We start from the raw sequence: 21831 nt of genomic DNA, 5'->3' as shown, positions 1-21831 counted from the left end.
AAAACCACCTTATTTAATCAAAATAATGTACCTCATTTAAATAACCTATAAATCTTTCAAGATAATCTTCATCACATTCAGGCCAGTCAAAGCCTAATGAACTTAGAATATCCAATGTTTGGTCTATTTTAACAAGTTCACCGTAATCTCCTTCAACTTCTTCTTCATCTTCAAAGTCGAAATCATTAATACTCATATCAGCTGTAATCATTCCCTGAATGTTTTCATCCATGTTGTTTTCATAGATTTCTTTAAATTCTTCAGGAGTTACTTCGTCAATTTCAAATCCGAATGAATTTAAAGCATCGAATATGTCACTGTTAGGTATTAGCTTATCGCTTACAGCGTGGAATATCATGGATTCTTTTGGTGTTTTAGCAAGAGCAAGAGTTGCCTTTGCCACATAATCAATCGGACTTAATTCAACGAGTTCCTCGGAAATTGGAGCAATTGTTGCTTTTAAGTTCTTAATAGCTTTAATGTTATTTAAGAATGCGTTTGTATCAAAGTTTTTCTGGAATCTACCGTCTGAATAACGGCCCATAAGGTTTCCAACCCTTATTATTTTTACATTCATGCCTGTTAATGCTTTTTCAAGAACCATTCTTTCTGCAAGGAACTTACTGTTCAAGTATTTGTTTGACAAGTCTTGTCCCCAATACAGGGTTGTTTCATCACAGTGAACATTTTCAATGTCAGTATCTTCTGTAAATTCATCTAAAACACTTGTAGTTGAGATTTGAACGTAATTGATGTTGTTTGCTTCAGCAAATTCAAGTCCATTGACCACACCGTCAACGTTAACTCTGAATATGTAGTCATCATGAGTGTAGTGTTTTACTATTGCTGCACAGTTTATGATTGTGTCAATTGGATAATCCTCTAGCTTTTTGAAGTCATCCAGACTGGTAATATCCCCTTCGCTTAAGATTATACGTGATCCGATAAGGTCAGTGAAGTCTTCCTCGAAGTAATAATTCATCAAATCAATTAAACGTTCTTCACAGCTGTCGAATTTACCTTTTCTAATCATACAGTAAATTGTTCCTTCTTCATGTTTGATGTATTCATATAATACGTGAATACCCATGAATCCGGTTACACCAGTTAACAGGACATTGCCCAGTTCAAGATTTGTACCTTTGGCAAAGTTTTCAAAGGTGTTTTGTTCAAGAAGCTTATGGATTTGAGTGTAGTCGTAGTTTTCAATGATGTCAACATCCAAGTCTTCTGAAATTCCTTCACCTGAGAGGAAGTCAGCTAATGCTCTTGGAGTTTGGTTTCTGAAAATGTCATCATATTTCACATTATAATCCTGCTTGAGCAATTCAATGATAAGCTTGGATGCAATAAGTGATGTTCCACCTATTTCAAAGAAGTTATCTTCTGCACCGACAATTTCTATATCAAGGATAGATGAGTAAATTGCACAGATTGTCTGTTCAAGCTGGTTTTTAGGAGCAACATAAGTTAATTCCAATTTAGGTTCAGGCAATGCCTTTACATCTGTTTTTCCGTTAGGAGTTTGAGGCATTTCATCAATTTGCATAAATACTGTTGGAACCATATATTGAGTTAATCTTTCGCCCAAGTAGGCTTTAAGCTCATCTTTATTGATTTGTGCATCTGCTGTGAAGTAAGCGCATAAATGTTCATTGTTTCTTATTTCCTTGATTACAACAATATTCTGCTTGATGTCTGGGAAGTTTGAGATGTTGGATTCGATTTCACCAATCTCTATTCTCAATCCTCTGAGCTTGATTTGGTTATCAATTCTTCCTTTAATGTCAATTTCACCATTTGGAAGTTCAATTGCATAATCTCCACTTCTGTAGTATGGAATATCATCAATTGTGAGATATACCTCTTCGGTTTTGTCAGGCATGTTGTAGTATCCTTGACCTACACCGACACCACCGATGTACAGCTCACCCATTACCCCCTGTGGGAGAAGTTTTCCGTCAATATCCCTTACATCAGTTATGTAATTTCTTAAAGCCTTACCGATTGTAATGTTTTCAGGATCAGTTATTTCCTTATAACTGGATGCAATTGTGATTTCTGTTGGTCCGTAACTGTTGTAGACTTTAGCATCAGCGTATTTTTTAACGCCTTCAAATGCTTTGGCTGAGAATTGTTCTCCACCCATTACCACACATTTAGCGCAGCTTATTGCATCGCAGAATTCCTCAAACTCAAGATATGACAGCAATCTTGACGGTGTGAATTCCATTACTTCAGGTTTTTCACGTTTGATTAATCTGATTAGCTCAACAATGCTTTTTATTTCATCGTCGTTTGCAAATATTATTTTTATTCCGTTGGTAAATCCTGTAAGAATGTCCTCAAGGGATGTGTCGAATGCAATTGTTGCGATACTTAACAGGTTGTTGTATTCGCATTTTGGATTTGATTCTGTCTGGTTACATGCATTCTTGTGACTGATCATTACACCTTTAGGGTTTCCTGTTGAACCTGAAGTGTAAATCATGTATGCCAGATCATCACATGAAATTTCAACATCAGGATTTTCGTCATTGCTTTCATCAAGTAATTCTTCAATAGATAGTGAATTAAGTGCAACGCCATCTACATTAATTATGTAATCTGCCTGACTGTTTTCATATATGTACTCAATTCTTTCTTTAGGGAACTTTAAATCGAGTGGTATGAATGCACAACCTGCTTTTAATACACCGATTATTGAAGCAATCAGGTCACTGGTACGAGGAAGCATTATCAAAATATTGCTTCTCGGTTTAACACCCTTACTGATTAATGCATTAGCTATGCGATTTGCCTTTCTGTTAAGCTCATCATATGATAATGAAGCGTCACTTGCAACAAGCGCAATTTCATCTCCTTTGGCTGCCACTTGTTCTTCGAAACGTTTATGTAAGAACGGATTGACAACTTCCTCAAATTCAGGCAGTAGCCAGTTAGGTGCAAGCTCGATTTCATTAACTCTTAATTTATCCATGTCATTTACGAAGAATTGTACTAAAACATATTTAATAGCATCCAAGAATTTTTTAACGTATTCTTCAGTATATATTTGGTCATTATATTCAATGTAAATTCCAATATTTTCTCCGTCATCGTAAACATCCAAGTTAATCTTGTAATCGGTTGCTACAGTACCGTCAAGCTCTTCCATACCGTAAGTGTTTCCATTCAATTCAAGATTATCTGTTTCAAATGCTCCATGGTATGCATAGAAGAATTCAGGTTTTAATTGATAATCTTCTGAAAGTTTAGTGTATGAATAATTGCTGTGCACTAATGAATCTTTCCAGGATTTGTCCACTACTTTAATGTAGTCTTCAATGAACATGTCCCTATTTGAACTGTCAACCATTATCGGCAGTGTTTTAACCAGCATTCCTTGAGTATTGTAGTAATTGGAGTTTGACCTACCGTTGAAAATTGTTGTAATCAATGCCTTATCCGAGAATGTGAATTTATTTAAAGCTAATATTGTAGCACTCATGAACAGTACATTTGGACTTATTGAATGGTCTTGACAGAACATTCTAACGAAGTTTGAATTGATACCGTCACCGATCAGCTTAATTTTAGCCTCATCAGGATTTCCATTCAGGTTTGGAGTTAAAACAGTTGATTCAAATCCTTGAGCAAATTTATTTTGATAGAACTCTTTTGAAACCTCATTTTCAGAGAGTTGCTCTTCAATTAAACTGTAAGCAAATCCGTCCACGATTTCACTTTCGATTTCTTCACCGTTATAAATGCTGAGAATGTCATCAAAGAGAATGTCTTGTGAAACACCATCAGTGATAATGTGATGAATATCTGTGAACAGCACTGTTTCGGTCGGAGTTTTATAGATTTTGAATTTGAATAACTGATTGTCTTCAATTGGAATGTAGCTGATGTCATTTTCCATCATTTCTTCATTTGTAATTGAATCAACTTCTGCAATTTCAATTTCATCAATTTCTATATCATCACATCTTTTTTGTCTTAATTCTCCTTCAGGAGTGGTGATTATTCTTGTTTTAAGATATGGATGTGCTTCAATAGCATCAATGATTGCCTGTTTGAGTCTGAACGGATCAATATCACTGCCAAAGTGTATTGCTGAAGGCATTGTGTACTTGATTTCCTGTGTCTGCATACATTCATAGTAGATACCTAACTGATTGGAGGTCAATGGGAACAGTTCCATTGTCTCAGCAGTCTTTATGATTTCAGGAATATCAATTTGGGTATCAATATTGTTGTCTACTTTGTCTGCAAGACTTTGGATTGTAGGATTGTTGAACAGGTCAGTAATCTCAATGTTTACATCAGTTTCATTATAAATCATTGAATTCAATTTCATTAATGTCAATGAAGTGAATCCTAAAGCGTATAAATCATCAGTAATACCGAATTCCTCTGCACTTGTAAGTGATGAAACGAGTTTGAATAGCTTTTTCTCAGTTTCAGTTTCAGGTTCAACATAATCAAGTGCCAATGAAGGTTCAGGCAATGATTTCATATCTGTTTTTCCATTCGGCAATTGTGGAATTTCATCCAATTGCATGAAGACTGTTGGAACCATATACTGGGTTAGCTTGCTTTGCAGGTAGCGTTTAAGGAGTTTGGTGTCAATGTCTTCCTCAGCTGTGAAGTAAGCACATAAATGTTCGCTGCTGTTCATTTCCTTAATTGCAACAACAACACGTTTGATATTTGGGAATCTGGAGATGTTTGATTCAATTTCACCTATTTCTATTCTTAATCCTCTGAGTTTGATTTGGTTGTCAATTCTTCCTTTGATATCAATGTCACCGTCAGGAAGTTCTATTGCATAGTCTCCGCTTCTGTAGTATGGAATGTCATTTATGGTTAAGTATACTTCTTCGGTTTTTTCAGGCATGTTGTAGTATCCTTTACCTACACCGGTTCCTCCAATGTATAGCTCTCCCATTACTCCCTGAGGCAGGAGTTTTCCGTCAATGTCCCTTACTTCGGTTACGTAGTTTTGCAATGCTTTACCAATAGTGATAACGTTAGGATCAGTAATTTCCTTGTAGTTGGAAGCTATTGTTGCTTCTGTCGGTCCGTAACTGTTGTAGACTTTTGCATCGCAGTACTGTTTTACTTCATTGAACGCTTTGGCTGAGAATTGTTCTCCTCCCATGACGATACATTCAGCGCAGTCTATTACGTTACAGAACTCCTCAACTTCAAGGTAAGACAGTAACCTTGATGGAGTGAATTCCATGACCTGCGGTTTTTCTGTTTTGATTAGCTGTATTAAATCAACCACATTCTTGATTTCAGTGTCATTAGCAAAGATTATTTTAATTCCGTTAGTTAAACCTGTAAGGATATCTTCAAGGGATGTGTCGAATGCAATTGTAGCAATACTCAATAGGTTGTCATATTCACATTTAGGATTTCCTTCAGTTTCGTTACATGCATTTTCATGACTGATCATTACTCCTTTAGGTTTTCCTGTGGAACCTGAAGTGTAAATCATGTATGCAGTATCATCCTTAGACATTTCCACATCAGGAGATTCAACATTGTCTTCTTCAAGCAATTCTTTAATATTTAATGATACATCAAAGGTTTCATTTGAGATAATGTAATCCGCTTCACTGTTTTCATAAATGTATTCAATTCTGTCTTTAGGATATTCCAAATCGATTGGGATGAATCCGCATCCTGCCTTTAGAATACCTAATATGGATGCAATTAAATCAGCAGTTCTTGGAAGCATTATCAGAATATTGTGTTTAGGTTCGACTCCACGTTTAATCAGACCGTTAGCAACACGGTTACTTAATTCATTTAATTCACTGTAGGTGTACTCTTTCCCATTTGATATCAATGCAATTTCATCAGGTTTGCTTTCCACTTGTGCTTCGAAACGCTTATGGATGAATGGATTTTCAAGAGGAATGAATGTAGGTTCTTCTTTTGTGGTTTCAAGTTCAACATCGCATATTCTGAATGTCTCAACATCATTGTCCATGAATTGATTCAATACAGTTTCAATTGAAGCCAGGAATGTTTTTACATAATCCTCAGAGTACAATTGGTCATTGTAGGATATTCCTATATCAAGTGTGGTTTCCTGTTTAAGCACTGAAATATCTATTTTATATTCTGTTTCTTCAGTTGCATCAGACAATTCATAGTTTTCATAATCCTTGCCGTTTATAACAAGGCTTTCAGATCCTGAACCCTCATTATAGGAATAGAATATTTCAGGTTTTAACTGATATTCATCAGAAATATGGGTATATGGATAAATACTATTGTTGATTGAATCAATCCAAGTTTTATCTACAGATTTGAGGAATTTTTCAACAGTTTGTTGTCTGTTTTCATTTTTAATAATCAATGGCAAGGTTTTTACTAAAAATCCTTGAGTATTGAAATAGTTAGGATTTGTTCTTCCATTGAATATTGTAGTAAACAATGTCTCATCACTATAAGTGAACTTGTTCAAGCTCAAAATCATTGCAGACATAAACAAGGAATTGTGTCCTATTGAATGTTTTAAACAGAAATCATCAATTTTACCAATATCCATTCTGCTATAGACCAATTTGATTAATCCATCTTCAGGATCTCCGTTAAGGTCAGGTGTTAAAACAGTTGAATCGATTTCCTGTGACAGCTTGTCATCAAAGAATTTTTTAGCATCCTCATATCTTTCACTGTTTTGCAGATAATTCTCAATTAAGCTGAAAACATAACCGTCAACGATTTCTTTTTCAATCTCTTTATTTTCATATGCATTTCCTATATCTTCAAATAATAATGCCTGTGATACACCATCTGTAATTATATGGTGGAAATCGCTGAACAATAAAATTTCTTCAGGAGTATTGTATATTTTGAATCTGAACAATTGTTCGCCGTCAAATGAAAATGCTTTTACATCATTTTCAATGATTTCTTCATCACTGATTGAATCCACATTAACAATTTCAATTTCATCTATTTCAGCAGAAATGTTTTTATATTGTTTTAATGTACCATCATCAGCAGTTACAATTCTTGTTTTAAGATATGGATGTGCTTCAATTGCTTTGACGATTGATTCTTTTAATTTTTCAGCATCAACGTCATGGTCAAACCTTGCAATTGCAGGCATGGTGTATTTGATTTCACCAGGACTCTGCATGCACTCATAGTAAATACCCAGTTGATTTTCTGTCAATGGGAAATATTCCTGAGTATCTGCTAATTCAATGAGTTCATCTAATTTTGATGACTGTTCACCATGATTCAAAATCTCATCGGAAAGCTTTCTAACTGTTGGACTGTTGAACAATATTGAAATGTCCAGATTAACATTCATTTCCTTATAAATTAAGGTGTTTAATTTCATCAATGTTAATGAGGTAAATCCAATGGCATATAAATCATCAGTAACACCGAATTCATCTGTTCCGATTAACTCTGAAGTGATATCGAACAGTTTTTGCTCGGTTTCATTTTCAGGTTTTATGTTTTCCAGTTCTAATTTAGGTTCTGGCAGTTTTTTGGTATCTGTTTTACCGTTAGGCAATTGTGGAATTTCATCCAATTGCATGAACACTGTTGGAACCATGTAATATGTTAATCTTTCTTTAAGGAATTCTTTCAATGCATCCTTATCGATTTCATTTTCAGCTGTGAAATAAGCACATAAATGGTCGTTGTTGTTGATTTCCTTAATTACAACAACTGCATTTTTGACATTAGGGAATTTGTTAATGCTTGATTCGATTTCACCAATTTCAATTCTCAATCCTCTGAGCTTGATTTGGTTGTCGATTCTTCCTTTAATGTCAATGTCTCCGTCTGGAAGCTCTATTGCATAGTCCCCACTCTTGTAGTATGGGATATTGTTAATTGTAAGATATACTTCTTCTGTTTTGTCAGGCATGTTGTAGTATCCTTTACCTACACCGACACCACCGATGTACAGCTCACCCATTACTCCTTGAGGCAGGAGTTTTCCATCGATATCCCTTACTTCGGTTACATAGTTTTTAAGAGCTTTACCGATTGTAATGTTTTCTGGATCTGTGATTTCTTTATAGTTGGATGCAATTGTTGCCTCAGTTGGTCCGTAACTGTTGTAGACCTTAGCGTCACAGTATTTTTTAACGCCTTCAAATGCTTTAGCTGAGAATTGCTCTCCACCCATAACGATACATTTGGCACAGCCAATCACTTCACAGAACTCCTCAACTTCAAGATAGGATATCAATCTTGAAGGAGTGAATTCCATTACTTGAGGTTCGTGTTCCCTGATTAATCTGATTAAATCAACAATATTCTTGATTTCTGAATCATTAGCGAATATTATTCTGATACCGTTTGTAATACCTGTTAAGATATCCTCCAGAGATGTATCGAATGCAATTGTTGCAATACTTAATAGATTATCGTATTCGCATTTTGGATTGGATTCGGCCTGGTTACATGCATTTTTATGTCCAATCATTACACCTTTAGGCAATCCTGTTGAACCGGAAGTGTAAATCATGTATGCCAAGTCATTAGGTGAAATTTCAACATTAGGATTTGAAGTGTTTTTCTCTTCAAGCAATTCATAAATGTCCAATTCATTATCTGCTTTTCCGTCAGAGGTTATGATATAATCTGCCTGACTGTTTTCATAGATATAATCAATACGTTCTTTAGGATATTCCAAATCAATAGGGATAAATGTACATCCTGCCTTTAAGATACCGATTATTGTTGCTATCAGGTTGCTGTCCCTTGGAAGCATTGCTAAGATGTTGCTTCTCGGCTCAACACCTTTTCTGATAAGTGCATTAGCTATACGATTTGATTTGATGTTAAGCTCTTCATTGGTTAATGTAGCATCTGTTGCAACAAGAGCAATGTTGTCAGGATTTGCTTCAACCTGTTTTTCAAAGCGTTTGTGGATGAATGGAGTTTCCACATGGCTGAAGGTAGGTATTTCTTTGGTGGTTTCCAATTCCACTTCACCGATGCATAATTCATTGACATCATTTTCCAGGAACTGATTTAAGACAAGCTGCATGGACTTGATAAATGTTTTAATGTAGTCTTCAGTGTATAATTCATCATTATATATGATTACAAAGTCTATTTTATCTTCTGAAACATCTATATCAAAGTTAATCTTATATTCAGTTGTAGCCAAATCTTCAGAAACTAATTCCCTTTCTTCCCAAAGATTTCCATTTATTACACGAGGTCCTGAATCATAAAATTCCTGATATGTAAAGAAGAATTCGGGTTTTAGTTGATATTCCTGTGCAACATTTGTGTATGGGTAAATGCTGTTGGCCATAGTGTCTTTCCAGACATCATCAATGCCGTTAATGAATTCTTTAATAGTTTCCTGTCTGTTTTCATTGTTGAATATCAATGGAAGTGTTTTTACCAGGAATCCTTGAGTGTCATAATACAATGGATTGGATCTACCATTGAATATAGTTGTAATCAGTGTCTTATCGCTGAAAGTGTATTTATTCAATGTTAATGTGAGGGCAGCCAGGAATAATGAGTTTTGACTAAATGAATTACGATTACAGAATTCTTTAATTTCTTCAGCATCAATAGTATCAATAAATGCTTTTAATTTACCCTCATCAGGATTACCGTTAAGGTTTGGAGTAAGAACTGTTGATTCAACTTCCTGTGAAAGTTTTTCATCGAAGAATTCTTTAGCTTTTCCGTAAGCGTCACTGTTTTTAAGATTATCTTCAAGCAGACTGTAAACATATCCGTCAACGATTTCACCATTAAGGTCTTTTCCTTCATAAGCATTAGCTATATCGTCGAAGAAATTGATTTGAGACACACCATCAGTAATTATGTGGTGGAAATCAGTGAAGAGTACTGTTTCATCAGGTGTTTTATATATTTTAGCCCTGAATAACTGTTCATCACCGAATGAAAATGCTTTTACGTCATTTTTCATCATTTCTTCATCGCTAATGGAATCGACTTCTACAATCTCAATTTCATCTATGGCAACATCATCACATCTCTTCTGTTTCAGTTCACCTTCATCGTCAATGACAATTCTTGTTTTGAGATATGGATGGGCTTCGACAGTTTCAATTACTGCTTCTTTTAATTTATCTGCATCAACATCACAGCCCAGTCTCATGGTAGTAGGCATGGTATATTTGATTTCGCCGGGACTTTGCATACATTCGTAGTATACACCAATTTGGTTGTCAGTCATCGGCAGGTAATCCATGCTGTTTGCCATTTCAATAATTTCACTTATATCAGAGTCTTTATCGCTGCTTTCAATTTCGGCTGCAAGTTTTCTGATAGTTGGGTCATTGAACAATAGAGAAATGTCCAAGTTTACGCCCATTTGTGAATATATCATTGAGTTGAATTTCATCAGAATCAATGATGTAAATCCTATAGCATATAAATCATCGGTTACACCGAATTGATCGGTATTGATGAGTTCTACTGCAATTTCGAAGAGTTTTTCTTCGGTTTCAGTTTCAGGTTTGATGTTTTCCAGGTCAAGTTTTGGTTCAGGCAATGCCTTCAAGTCTGTCTTACCGTTCGGTGTTTGTGGCATTTCATCAAGCTGCATGTATGCAGTAGGAACCATATATTTAGTTAATTTATCTTTTAGGAATTCTTTTAAATCACCGATGCCCACTTCTTCCTCTGCTGTATAGTAAGCGCATAAGTGGTCGTTATTGTTGATTTCTTTGATTACGACAACAGCCTGTTTAACTGATGGATATCTGTTGATGCTTGACTCAATTTCACCAATTTCTATTCTCAATCCTCTGAGTTTGATTTGGTTGTCAATTCTTCCCTGAATATCTATTTCGCCATTAGGTCTTTCTATTGCATAGTCTCCGCTTCTGTAGTATGGGATGTCATTGATGGTCAGGAATACTTCTTCGGTTTTATCCGGCATGTTGTAGTATCCTTTACCCACACCGAGACCTCCAATGTATAGCTCTCCCATTACACCTTGAGGCAGAAGTTTTCCATCAATATCACGAACATCAGTAACATAATTATCCAATGGATGACCAACAGTTATGTCATTGACATCAGTAACTTCCTTGTTGTTTGATGTGATTGTGGTTTCTGTAGGTCCATAACTGTTGTATACAATCGCATCAGAGTATTTCTTGAAGTTTTCATATACTTTGGTTGAGAACTGTTCACCACCTAAGAATACACATTTCAAGCAGCCTATCACATCACAGAACTCAGGCACTTCCAGGTATGAAGCAAGTCTTGATGGAGTGATTTCTGAAACTTCAGGTTTTTCTTCATCAATAAGAGTAATAAGTTCAGGAATGTTTTTGATTTGAGTATCACTAGCTAATATAAGTTTCAATCCGTTTGAAAGTGAAGTTAATATATCATCGACAGATACGTCAAAGGAAATTGTTGCAAGACATAACAGACTGGCATACTGTGATTTAGGGTTTTGAACCTGGTTTGCAATGTTTTCATGTGAAATCATCACACCTTTTGGATTTCCTGTTGAACCTGATGTATAAATCATATATGCCAGATCATCAGGAGCAACATCAACATCAGGATTTGAAGTGTTAGTTTCTTCAAGCAATTCTTTAACGTTCAATGAGTTATAATCATCTTTGTCAGATATTATGTAATCTGCCTGACTGTTTTCATAGATATAATCGATTCTGTCCTGAGGATATTCCAAATCAATAGGAATATATGCACATCCCGCTTTTAGAATTCCTAAAATTGATGCAATTAAATCACTGTTCCTGTGAAGCATTACCAATACGTTATTTTTAGGTTTTACACCTTTTTTGATTAATGCATTAGCAATCTTATTGGCTTTTTTGTTCAGTTCATCAGCAGTCAGTGTTGCATCTTCAGCTACAAGTGCAATATTTTCAGGGTTTGCTTCAACTTGTCTTTCAAAGCGTTTGTGAATAATTGGAGTTTCCACAGGAGTGAAAGTAGGCAGCTCTTTTGGAGTTTCCAATTCAATATCACAAATTCTTTGTTTTTCAATATTGACATTAATAAATTGCTCTAAGACAAATTTCATGGAATTTATGAATGTTTTAATATATTCTTCACTATATAATTGGTCATTATAGTCTAGTTTGAATTCCAACCTGTTTTCATAGGCATACAAGTCGAAATTAATCTTATAATCGGTAGCCAATAATTCCTCGTCAGACAGTTCATAATCCTGATAAGCTTTGCCGTTAATAACAATGCCATCTTCGTCTAAGAATTCTTGGTAGGTAAAGAAGAATTCAGGTTTTAACTGATAATCTTCAGCAATACTTGTGTATGGATATTCACTATGACCTATTGTATCTTTCCATACATTATCAATGCCGTTTATGAAATCTTTTATGTTTTCCTGTCTGTTTTCATTGTTGAATATTAACGGAAGTGTTTTTACCAGGAATCCTTGAGTGTCATAATAGAACGGATTAGCTCTTCCATTGAAAATTGTTGTAATCAATGTCTTATCGCTGAATGTGTATTTATTCAATGTTAATGTAAGAGCAGATAATATCAGTGCATTCTGACTTAATGAATACTTGTTACATAATTCCTTGATTTTATCTGATTCAAATGCCTCAATGACAGTTTTTATTTTACCTTCATCAGGGTTTCCGTTGAGGTTTGGTGTCAGGATTGTTGATTCAATTTCCTGTGACAGTTTTTCATCAAAGAACTCTTTGGATTCAATGTATTTTTCACTGTTTTTAGCATCTTCTTCAATAAGGCTGTAAACATATCCATCAACAATCTCCTGTGATAACTCCCTATTTTCATAGGCATTTGCAATGTCTGCAAATAAATTGATTTGTGATACACCGTCAGTTATTATGTGATGGAAATCAAGGAATAATACTGTTTCATCATCAGCATCATATATTTTAAATCTGAATAACTGATTGTCTTCGAAATAAAATGCTTTAACATCATTTTTAATGATTTCATCATCACTTACTGATTCAACTTTAACAATTTCAATTTCATCAATGACTGCATCATCATTTCTTTGTTGTTTTAAAGAACCATCTTCAGAAGTTACGATTCTAGTTTTAAGGTATGGATGAGCTTCAATTGCTTTGATAACTGCTTGTTTTAGTTTATCGGCATCAACATCACTGTCAAATCTTATGACAGTCGGCATTGTGTATTTTATCTCACCAGGGCTTTGCATGCATTCATAGTATACTCCCATTTGATTTTCGGTTAATGGGAAGTATTCTGATTTGTCAGCTAATTCAATGAATTTCTGTAAATCAGATTCTTTATCGCTACCAGTTATTTCTGATGCAAGTTTTCTGATAGTCGGATCATTGAATAAAACTGAAATGTCTAAATTAACGCCCATTTCGGAATATATCATTGAGTTGAATTTCATCAAAATCAGTGATGTAAATCCAACAGCATATAAATCATCAGTTACACCGAATTGGTCAGTGCTGATTAGTTCAGATGCAATTTCAAAGAGTTTTTCTTCAGTTTCATTTTCAGGAGCCACATATTCCAGGTCAAGTTTTGGTTCAGGCAATGCATTTATGTCAGTTTTTCCGTTTGGTGTTTGAGGCATTTCATCAATCTGCATGTATGCAGTAGGAACCATATACTTGGTTAATTTATCCTTTAAGAACTCTTTTAAGGTTCTAGGTTCAATTTCTTCATCGGAAGTATAGTAAGCACATAAGTGGTCATTGTTGTTGATTTCCTTAATTACAACAACAGCCTGTTTTACTGACGGATATCTGTTAATGTTTGATTCAATTTCACCTATTTCTATTCTTAAACCTCTGAGCTTGATTTGATTGTCAATTCTTCCTTTAATATCAATTTCACCATCAGGAAGTTCTATTGCATAGTCCCCACTTCTGTAATATGGAATGTCGTTTATGGTTAAGTACACCTCTTCGGTTTTTTCAGGCATGTTGTAGTATCCTTTACCGACACCTGTTCCTCCGATGTATAGCTCTCCCATTACTCCCTGAGGCAGGAGTTTTCCGTCGATATCCCTTACTTCGGTTACGTAGTTTTGCAATGCCTTACCAATAGTGATAACGTTAGGATCAGTTATTTCCTTATAGTTGGAAGCTATTGTTGCTTCTGTCGGTCCGTAACTGTTATATACCTTTGCATCACAGTATTTTTTAACTCCTTCAAATGCTTTGGCTGAGAATTGCTCTCCACCCATAACAATACATTTGGCGCAGTCTATTACGTTACAGAACTCATCAACTTGAAGGTAAGACAGTAACCTTGACGGTGTGAATTCCATGACCTGCGGTTTTTCTGTTTTGATTAGCTGTATTAAATCAACCACATTCTTGATTTCAGTGTCATTAGCAAAAATTATTTTAATTCCATTGGTCAAACCTGTAAGGATGTCTTCAAGGGATGTGTCGAATGCAATTGTTGCAATACTCAATAGGTTGTCATATTCACATTTAGGATTTCCTTCAGTTTCGTTACATGCATTTTCATGACTAATCATTACACCTTTAGGGTTTCCAGTAGAACCGGATGTGTAAATCATGTATGCTGTATCATCAGGAGCCACATCAACATCAGGAGATTCAACATTGCCTTCTTCCAGCAGTTCTTTCACATTTAAGGAGTTTTCATTATTTTCTTCTGAAATAATGTAGTCTGCCTGACTGTTTTCATAAATATAATCAATTCTGTCCTGAGGATATTCCAAATCAATAGGAATGAATGCACATCCTGCTTTTAAAATTCCTAAAATAGATGCTATCAAATCACTGTTCCTGTGAAGCATTACCAATACATTATTTTTAGGTTTGACTCCTCTTTTGATTAATGCGTTTGCAATTATATTAGCTTTTTTGTTAAGATCATCAGCAGTTAGTGTAGCATCTTCCGCTACAAGTGCGATTTTGTCAGGATTTGCTTCAACTTGTTTTTCAAAGCGTTTGTGAATTATTGGAGTTTCCAAAGGAGTGAAAACAGGTAATTCATATTCACTTTCCAATTCTATTTCATTAATCATCAGTTTGTTAATGTCATTTTCAATGAACTGATTTAGAACAAGATTAAGTGAATCCAGGAATTTCTGAATGTATTCTTCGCTGTATAATTGGTCATTGTAATCCAATTTGTATAAAATTTTATCTTCATAGACAAAAATATCAAAGTTAACCTTATATGCTGTTGCAGAAAGGTCATCTGAAAGCAGAGCGGTTTCCTGATAATTTTTACCGTTTATTGTTACTTCTTCAGACTGCAGGAATTCCTGATAAGAGAAGAAGAATTCAGGTTTTAACTGATAGTTTTCTGCAAGACTAGTGTATGGGTATTCACTGTGACTTATTGTATCTTTCCAGACATCATCAATGCCGTTAATGAATTCTTTAATGGTTTCCTGCCTGTTTTCATTGTTGAATATCAATGGAAGTGTTTTTACCAAGAATCCCTGAGTGTCATAGTAGAACGGATTGGATCTTCCATTGAAAATTGTTGTAATCAATGTTTTATCACTGAAAGTGTATTTATTCAATGTTAATGTAAGAGCAGATAAGAATACTGCATTTTGACTTAATGAATAATCATTACAGAATTCTTTAATGCTATCAGCACTGAATTCCCGTATAACTGATTTTAACTGTCCTTCATCAGGATTTCCATTAAGGTTTGGTGTTAAAATTGTTGACTCAATTTCCTGTGACAGTTTCTCATCAAAGAATTCTTTAGATTCATCATATTTATCACTGTTTTTGGCATCAGCTTCAATAAGGCTGTAGACATAACCGTCCACGATTTCCTGTGATAAATCCCTATTTTCATAAGCATTAGCTATATCTGCGAAAATATTGATTTGTGATACACCGTCAGTAATTATGTGGTGGAAATCAACGAACAATATTGTTTCATCAGATGTTTTATATATTTTAAATCTGAATAGCTGTTCATCACCGAAATTGAATGCTCTAACATCATTTTTAATTATTTCATCATCACTTATTGAATCAACTTCAACAATTTCGATTTCATCGATTGGAGCATCATCATTTCTTTGCTGTTTTAAAGAGCCGTCTTCTGTTGTGATGATTCGGGTTTTGATGTATGGATGAGCTTCAACTGTTTTAATAATGGATTCCTTCAATTTATCAGTATCAACATCACTGCCGAATCTTAAAAGTGTTGGCATGGTATATTTGATTACATCAGGATTTTGTATACATTCATAGTATATACCTAACTGGTTTTCAGTTAATGGGAAATAATCTAATTTAGAAGCCAATTCGACAAATTCTTCTAAATCTGTTTCCTGATCTGCGTTAGCATCAATTTCTGCTGCAAGTTTTCTAATGGTTGGGTCATTGAATAATACAGAAATATCCAAATTGATTCCCATTTCAGCATAAATCAATGAGTTGAATTTCATTAATATCAATGAAGTAAATCCTATTGCATACAAATCATCAGTAACACCAAATTGATCAGTGTTGACCAGCTCTGAAGCTATTTTGAAGAGTTTTTCTTCAAGTTCATTTTCAGGTTTGATGTTTTCCAGGTCAAGTTTTGGTTCAGGCAATGCCTTCAAGTCTGTCTTACCGTTCGGTGTTTGAGGCATTTCATCAAGCTGCATGTATGCAGTTGGAACCATATACTTGGTTAATTTATCCTTTAAGAACTCTTTCAACTCGGAACTGTTAATTTCTTCTTCAGCAGTATAGTAAGCACATAAGTGGTCGTTATTGTTGATTTTCTTAATTACAACAACTGTCTGTTTCACTGACGGATACTTATTGATATTGGATTCGATTTCACCTATTTCAATTCTTAATCCTCTGAGTTTGATTTGGTTGTCGATTCTTCCCTGAATATCTATTTCACCGTTAGGTTTTTCTATTGCGTAGTCTCCGCTTCTGTAGTATGGAATGTTATTGATTGTTAGGAATACTTCTTCTGTTTTATCAGGCATGTTGTAATATCCTTTACCTACACCGAGACCTCCTATGTATAGTTCTCCCATTACACCTTGCGGCAGGAGTTTTCCGTCAATATCACGGACATCAGTAACATAATTGTCTAACGGATGACCAACGGTTATATCATTGACATCAGTGACTTCCTTGTTGTTTGAAGTAATTGTAGTTTCTGTAGGTCCGTAACTGTTGTATACAATCGCATCAGAGTATTTCTTGAAGTTCTCATAAACTTTGGTTGAGAACTGTTCTCCTCCAAGGAATACGCATTTCAAGCAATTAATTACATCACAGAACTCAGGAACTTCCAGATATGAAGCAAGTCTTGATGGAGTGATTTCTGAAACTTCAGGTTTTTCCTCATCAATTAATTTAATTAACTCAGGAATGTTTTTAATCTGTGTGTCACTTGCAAATATTAATTTTAATCCGTTTGAAAGTGAAGTTAATATATCATCGACAGATACGTCAAAGGAAATTGTTGCAAGACATAATAAACTATTATATTGTGATTTAGGGTTTTGAACCTGGTTTGCAATGTTTTCATGTGAAATCATCACACCTTTTGGATTTCCTGTTGAACCTGATGTATAAATCATATATGCCAGATCATCAGGAGCAACATCAACATCAGGATTTGAAGTGTTAGTTTCTTCAAGCAATTCTTTAACGTTCAATGAGTTATAATCATCTTTGTCAGATATTATGTAATCTGCCTGACTGTTTTCATAGATATAATCGATTCTGTCCTGAGGATATTCCAAATCAATAGGAATATATGCACATCCAGCTTTTAGGATACCCAATATGGATGCTATCAGGTCACTGTTCCTGTGAAGCATTACTAAAACATTGCTTTTTGGTTTGACTCCTTTTTTAATTAAGGCATTAGCAATTTTATTAGCTTTTATGTTAAGTTCACTAGCCGTTAAGGTTGCATCCTCTGCAACAAGTGCAATGTTTTCTGGATTTGCTTCAACCTGTCTTTCAAAGCGTTTGTGGATGAATGGAAGTTCAACAGGTGTGAAAGTTGGAATCTCATAGTTTTTATTAAGTTCAATTTCACTTATAGGAATTTGATCAATATCCATTTCAATAAATTGATTTACAGTGGTTAAAACACTGTTTAAAAAGGTTTTAACGTATTGTTCTGTGTATAACTGGTCATTGTATAACAGGAACAATTCAATATTGTCTCCAGATTCGTTAATATCGAAAGTAATCTTGTAATTGGTTTCAACAGTGTCCAGACGAGTCAATTCATAATCATTACCGTTCATTGTAATGATGCTTTCATCAAAGTTATTGTAAGTATACATGAATTCAGGTTTTAATTGGAATTCTTCTGAAATCTTAGTATACGGATAGTCAGCATGCTTAAGTGTATCCTTCCATAATCTGTCAGTTTGATTCAATAATTGTCTTATTGTAATGTTTCTGTCTTCATTGATGGACAATATAGGAAGTGTTTTAACTAAAAACGCCTGAGTATTGAAGTAATTGGAATTTGACCTACCGTTAAATATGGTTGTAATCAGAGTCTTGTCTGAAAATGTGTACTTATTCAAATTCAATATTGTACTTGCCATGAATAAAACGTTAGGACTTATCCTTTCATCAGCACAGAATTTCCTGATTATTTGTGGGTTGATGTTTTTAGAAATTGATTTCAATGCTCCATCATCAGGATTACCGTTCAAGTTAGGTGTCAGGACAGTTGAATCTACTTCCTGTGTCATTAATTCATGGAAGTATCTTTCAGATGCAATGTATTCATCACTATTTTCGTTTTCCTTTTCAATCAATGCGTTTATATAACCGTCAATGGTTTCCTTTTCAATTTCATTTCCTTCATAAGCATCTGAAAAGCTCTTGAACAGTATGTTTACAGATGCACCATCTGTTATAATGTGGTGCATGTCAAAGAACAGTATGACTCCATCATCAGTTTTATATATTTTTGCTCTGAATAATTGTCCACCCAACAACTCGAATTTTTTGAAGTTAAGATTATATATTTCCTCATCACTGATATGAGGCACTTCAACAATAGGAATATCTTCTATTGGAATTGAATCATCACGTTTATGCATTAACTGGTCACCATGCATGACAATTCTTGTTTTAAGATATGGATATGTATCAAATGTTTTGATAATAGCTTCCTTCAACTTTTCAGCATCAATTGAATTGTCAAATCTTATAAGACAAGGCAAGTTATATTGAGGCTCATCAGGATTCTGAGCACATTCATAATAAACACCTAACTGATTTGCAGTCAATGGAATGTATGTTGAATTTTTAGCATCTTCAATAATCTTTTCAAGTTTCTCGGAATCTTTTTGAGCATTGTCTATCTCATTTGCAATTTTTCTGATTGTTGGCTCGTCAATCAGTTTGGAAATATTTAAATTGACACCGGTCTCTTCAAAGACAACTGCACTTAATTTCATCAATGTCAGTGAGGTAAATCCTACTGCATATAAATCATCAGTCACACCCAATTCTGTGCTTTCAGCAACAGATACTGCAATATCGAATAATTTTTTCTCAGTTTCTGTTTCAGGTGGAATCAACTCCAAATTAAGCACTGGTTTTGGGAGTTTTTTAAGGAATATCTTTCCATTCGGTGTTTTTGGCATTTCATCTAACTGCATGAAAACAGTTGGAACCATATAAGTGGTTAATCTTTCCTGCAGGTATTTTTTCAATGCCTTAACATCAATTTCTTCACTTGCAGTGAAGTATGCGCATAGGTGATCGTTATTGTTGATTTTTTTAACTACAACAGCAGTCTGTTTTACATTTGGGAATTTGGTGATGTTAGCTTCTATTTCACCGATTTCAATTCTCAATCCACGGAGTTTTATCTGGTTGTCCATCCTTCCTTTTGAAATCAGTTTTCCTTCGGAATTTTCTATACCGAAGTCTCCTGTTTTGTAGAATGGAATATTGTTAATGTTAATGAAGGATTCCTGGCTTTTTTCATCCAGATTATAATATCCTTTTGAAACACCACAACCTCCTATATAAATTTCACCCATGACTCCGGGAGGTAATATCCGTCCGTCAATATCTCTTATTTGAGCAACTACATTATATGGTGCCTCACCAATTGTCAATTCCTTATCCATATCGGTTATTTTCTCAATTGTTCCGATTCCTGTCACTTCAGTACATCCATAAATGACATAAGGAAGCATATCATCATTGGACAAAAGAATATGTGCAAGTTCATCTGGAACTTTTTCTCCACCCATACTGATTTGGTTAATTGAAGATAGTGCTTTTGCAAAAGGCTCATATTCTAAATATTGTTTTAGACGTGAAGGAGTTGTGAATGTGAATGCGTCAGGTTTTTCTTTTTCCATTAACCTAACCAATGATTCAATGTTTTTAGCTTCATCATCATTTGCAAATACCAAGGTATTTCCATAAGTTAAACTTAAAAAGTCAGCTGTAAATGCAACAAATGAAACTGTAATGACCCCAAGGTTTTTCTCCATTTTGGAATATGCCTGATAAACAATATTTTCTTCATCTTCAGTGAATCCGCTTGTAACGTTTCTATGAGTTCCCATTACACCTTTTGGCAAACCTGTAGAACCTGAAGTGTAAAGGAGATATGCCAAGTCGTCTGGAGAAATCTCGACATCAGGATTTTCATCATTTTCCTCCTGAAGCAATTCGTCAATGCCTATTGAATTTGGCATAAGGTCAGTGGTTTCAGCAAGAATATAGTCTGCCTGACTGTTATGGGCCATGAAGAGTATCCTTTCTTTTGGAAATGCTAAATCAATAGGAATATAAGCACAGCCCGCTTTTAAAACACCTAAAATTGCAGCAATCAAATTGCTGTTTCTGTGAAACATTATAACAATATTGCTTCTAGGCTCAACGCCTTTGTTGATAAGGGCATTAGCAATCTTATTGGCCTTCCTGTTAAGTTCATCGTAAGTTAATCTTTCACCGTCTGCGACAAGTGCGAGGTGATCAGGGTCTTTTTCCACTTGCTTTTCAAAACGTTTATGGATGAATGGTGTTTTAATTTCATTGAATTTGAAATCTTCATCTTCTTTTACAAGATAAATATCAGATAATTTTGAATTGGAAATATCTATAGATAAGAATTGATTGATAATTTGATTAATACTATTGAGGAATAAATTAATGTATTCAGCTGAATATAACTGGTCATTATATGAAGAGGATACAACGAATTCATCAGAATTTTCATTTATTGCCAGATAAAGGTCATATTCATATCCTAATGAATCAAAGTCCAATTCCTTATTGAATGCATAATATATGCCTGATTTTAAATCATATTCCTTAATGACATCATCAACTGAAAAATCAGCATATTTTAAATTTTCTTCATAATCCTTTTGGATTTGCATTAAATACTCATCAATGGAGATTTTTCTGTTTTCAAAATTTGTTGTGAAAATTATATCATTTTCATGAAATATCAAGTTTTTATTGGAAAAATTAAACTTATTTAATGCTAGACTTATACCAGCTAAAAAAAGAGCACTTTCACTGATTGAATTTTTTCGACAGAAATCATTTAATGAATCTTTATCTATTTTTAATTCTTCAGATTTTATATTTGGAGTTTCTATCCCATTTAAATCAGGATTAAGAACCGTACTTTCATCAAAATCTTTTATAAGATTTAAAAAATATTTTATATAGTTTACATTCTTATCAATCATGTTATTCTAATCCATATATTTTATTGTTTTATATGTTTATTTTTTTTAAAATAAAAAGTTAATCTTTTAAGAGATTGTGTAAAATTATTCAAGTGACACTTCATTTGTTCAATAATTCATTGCAAAATATGGAATTTTATAATATTTGAAATAAAATAACACATTCATATCAA

1 protein-coding gene is annotated in these 21831 nt (G+C 34.3%); it reads right to left on the bottom strand.

Annotated features, from left to right (window positions below; translation table 11 throughout):
* Positions 1–13: 13 nt before the first annotated feature.
* Complete coding sequence (locus E7Z81_RS02515; protein WP_292743781.1) at positions 14–21658, bottom strand: non-ribosomal peptide synthetase; 21645 nt, start codon at positions 21656–21658, stop codon at positions 14–16.
* Between the last annotated feature and the right edge of the window lie 173 nt (positions 21659–21831).

Origin of the sequence: Methanobrevibacter sp. (genome assembly GCF_015062935.1) — an archaeon.
Classification (GTDB): domain Archaea; phylum Methanobacteriota; class Methanobacteria; order Methanobacteriales; family Methanobacteriaceae; genus Methanocatella.
Note: the sequence above shows the minus strand (reverse complement) of the source record. Positions and strands in the feature narration are given on the sequence as shown.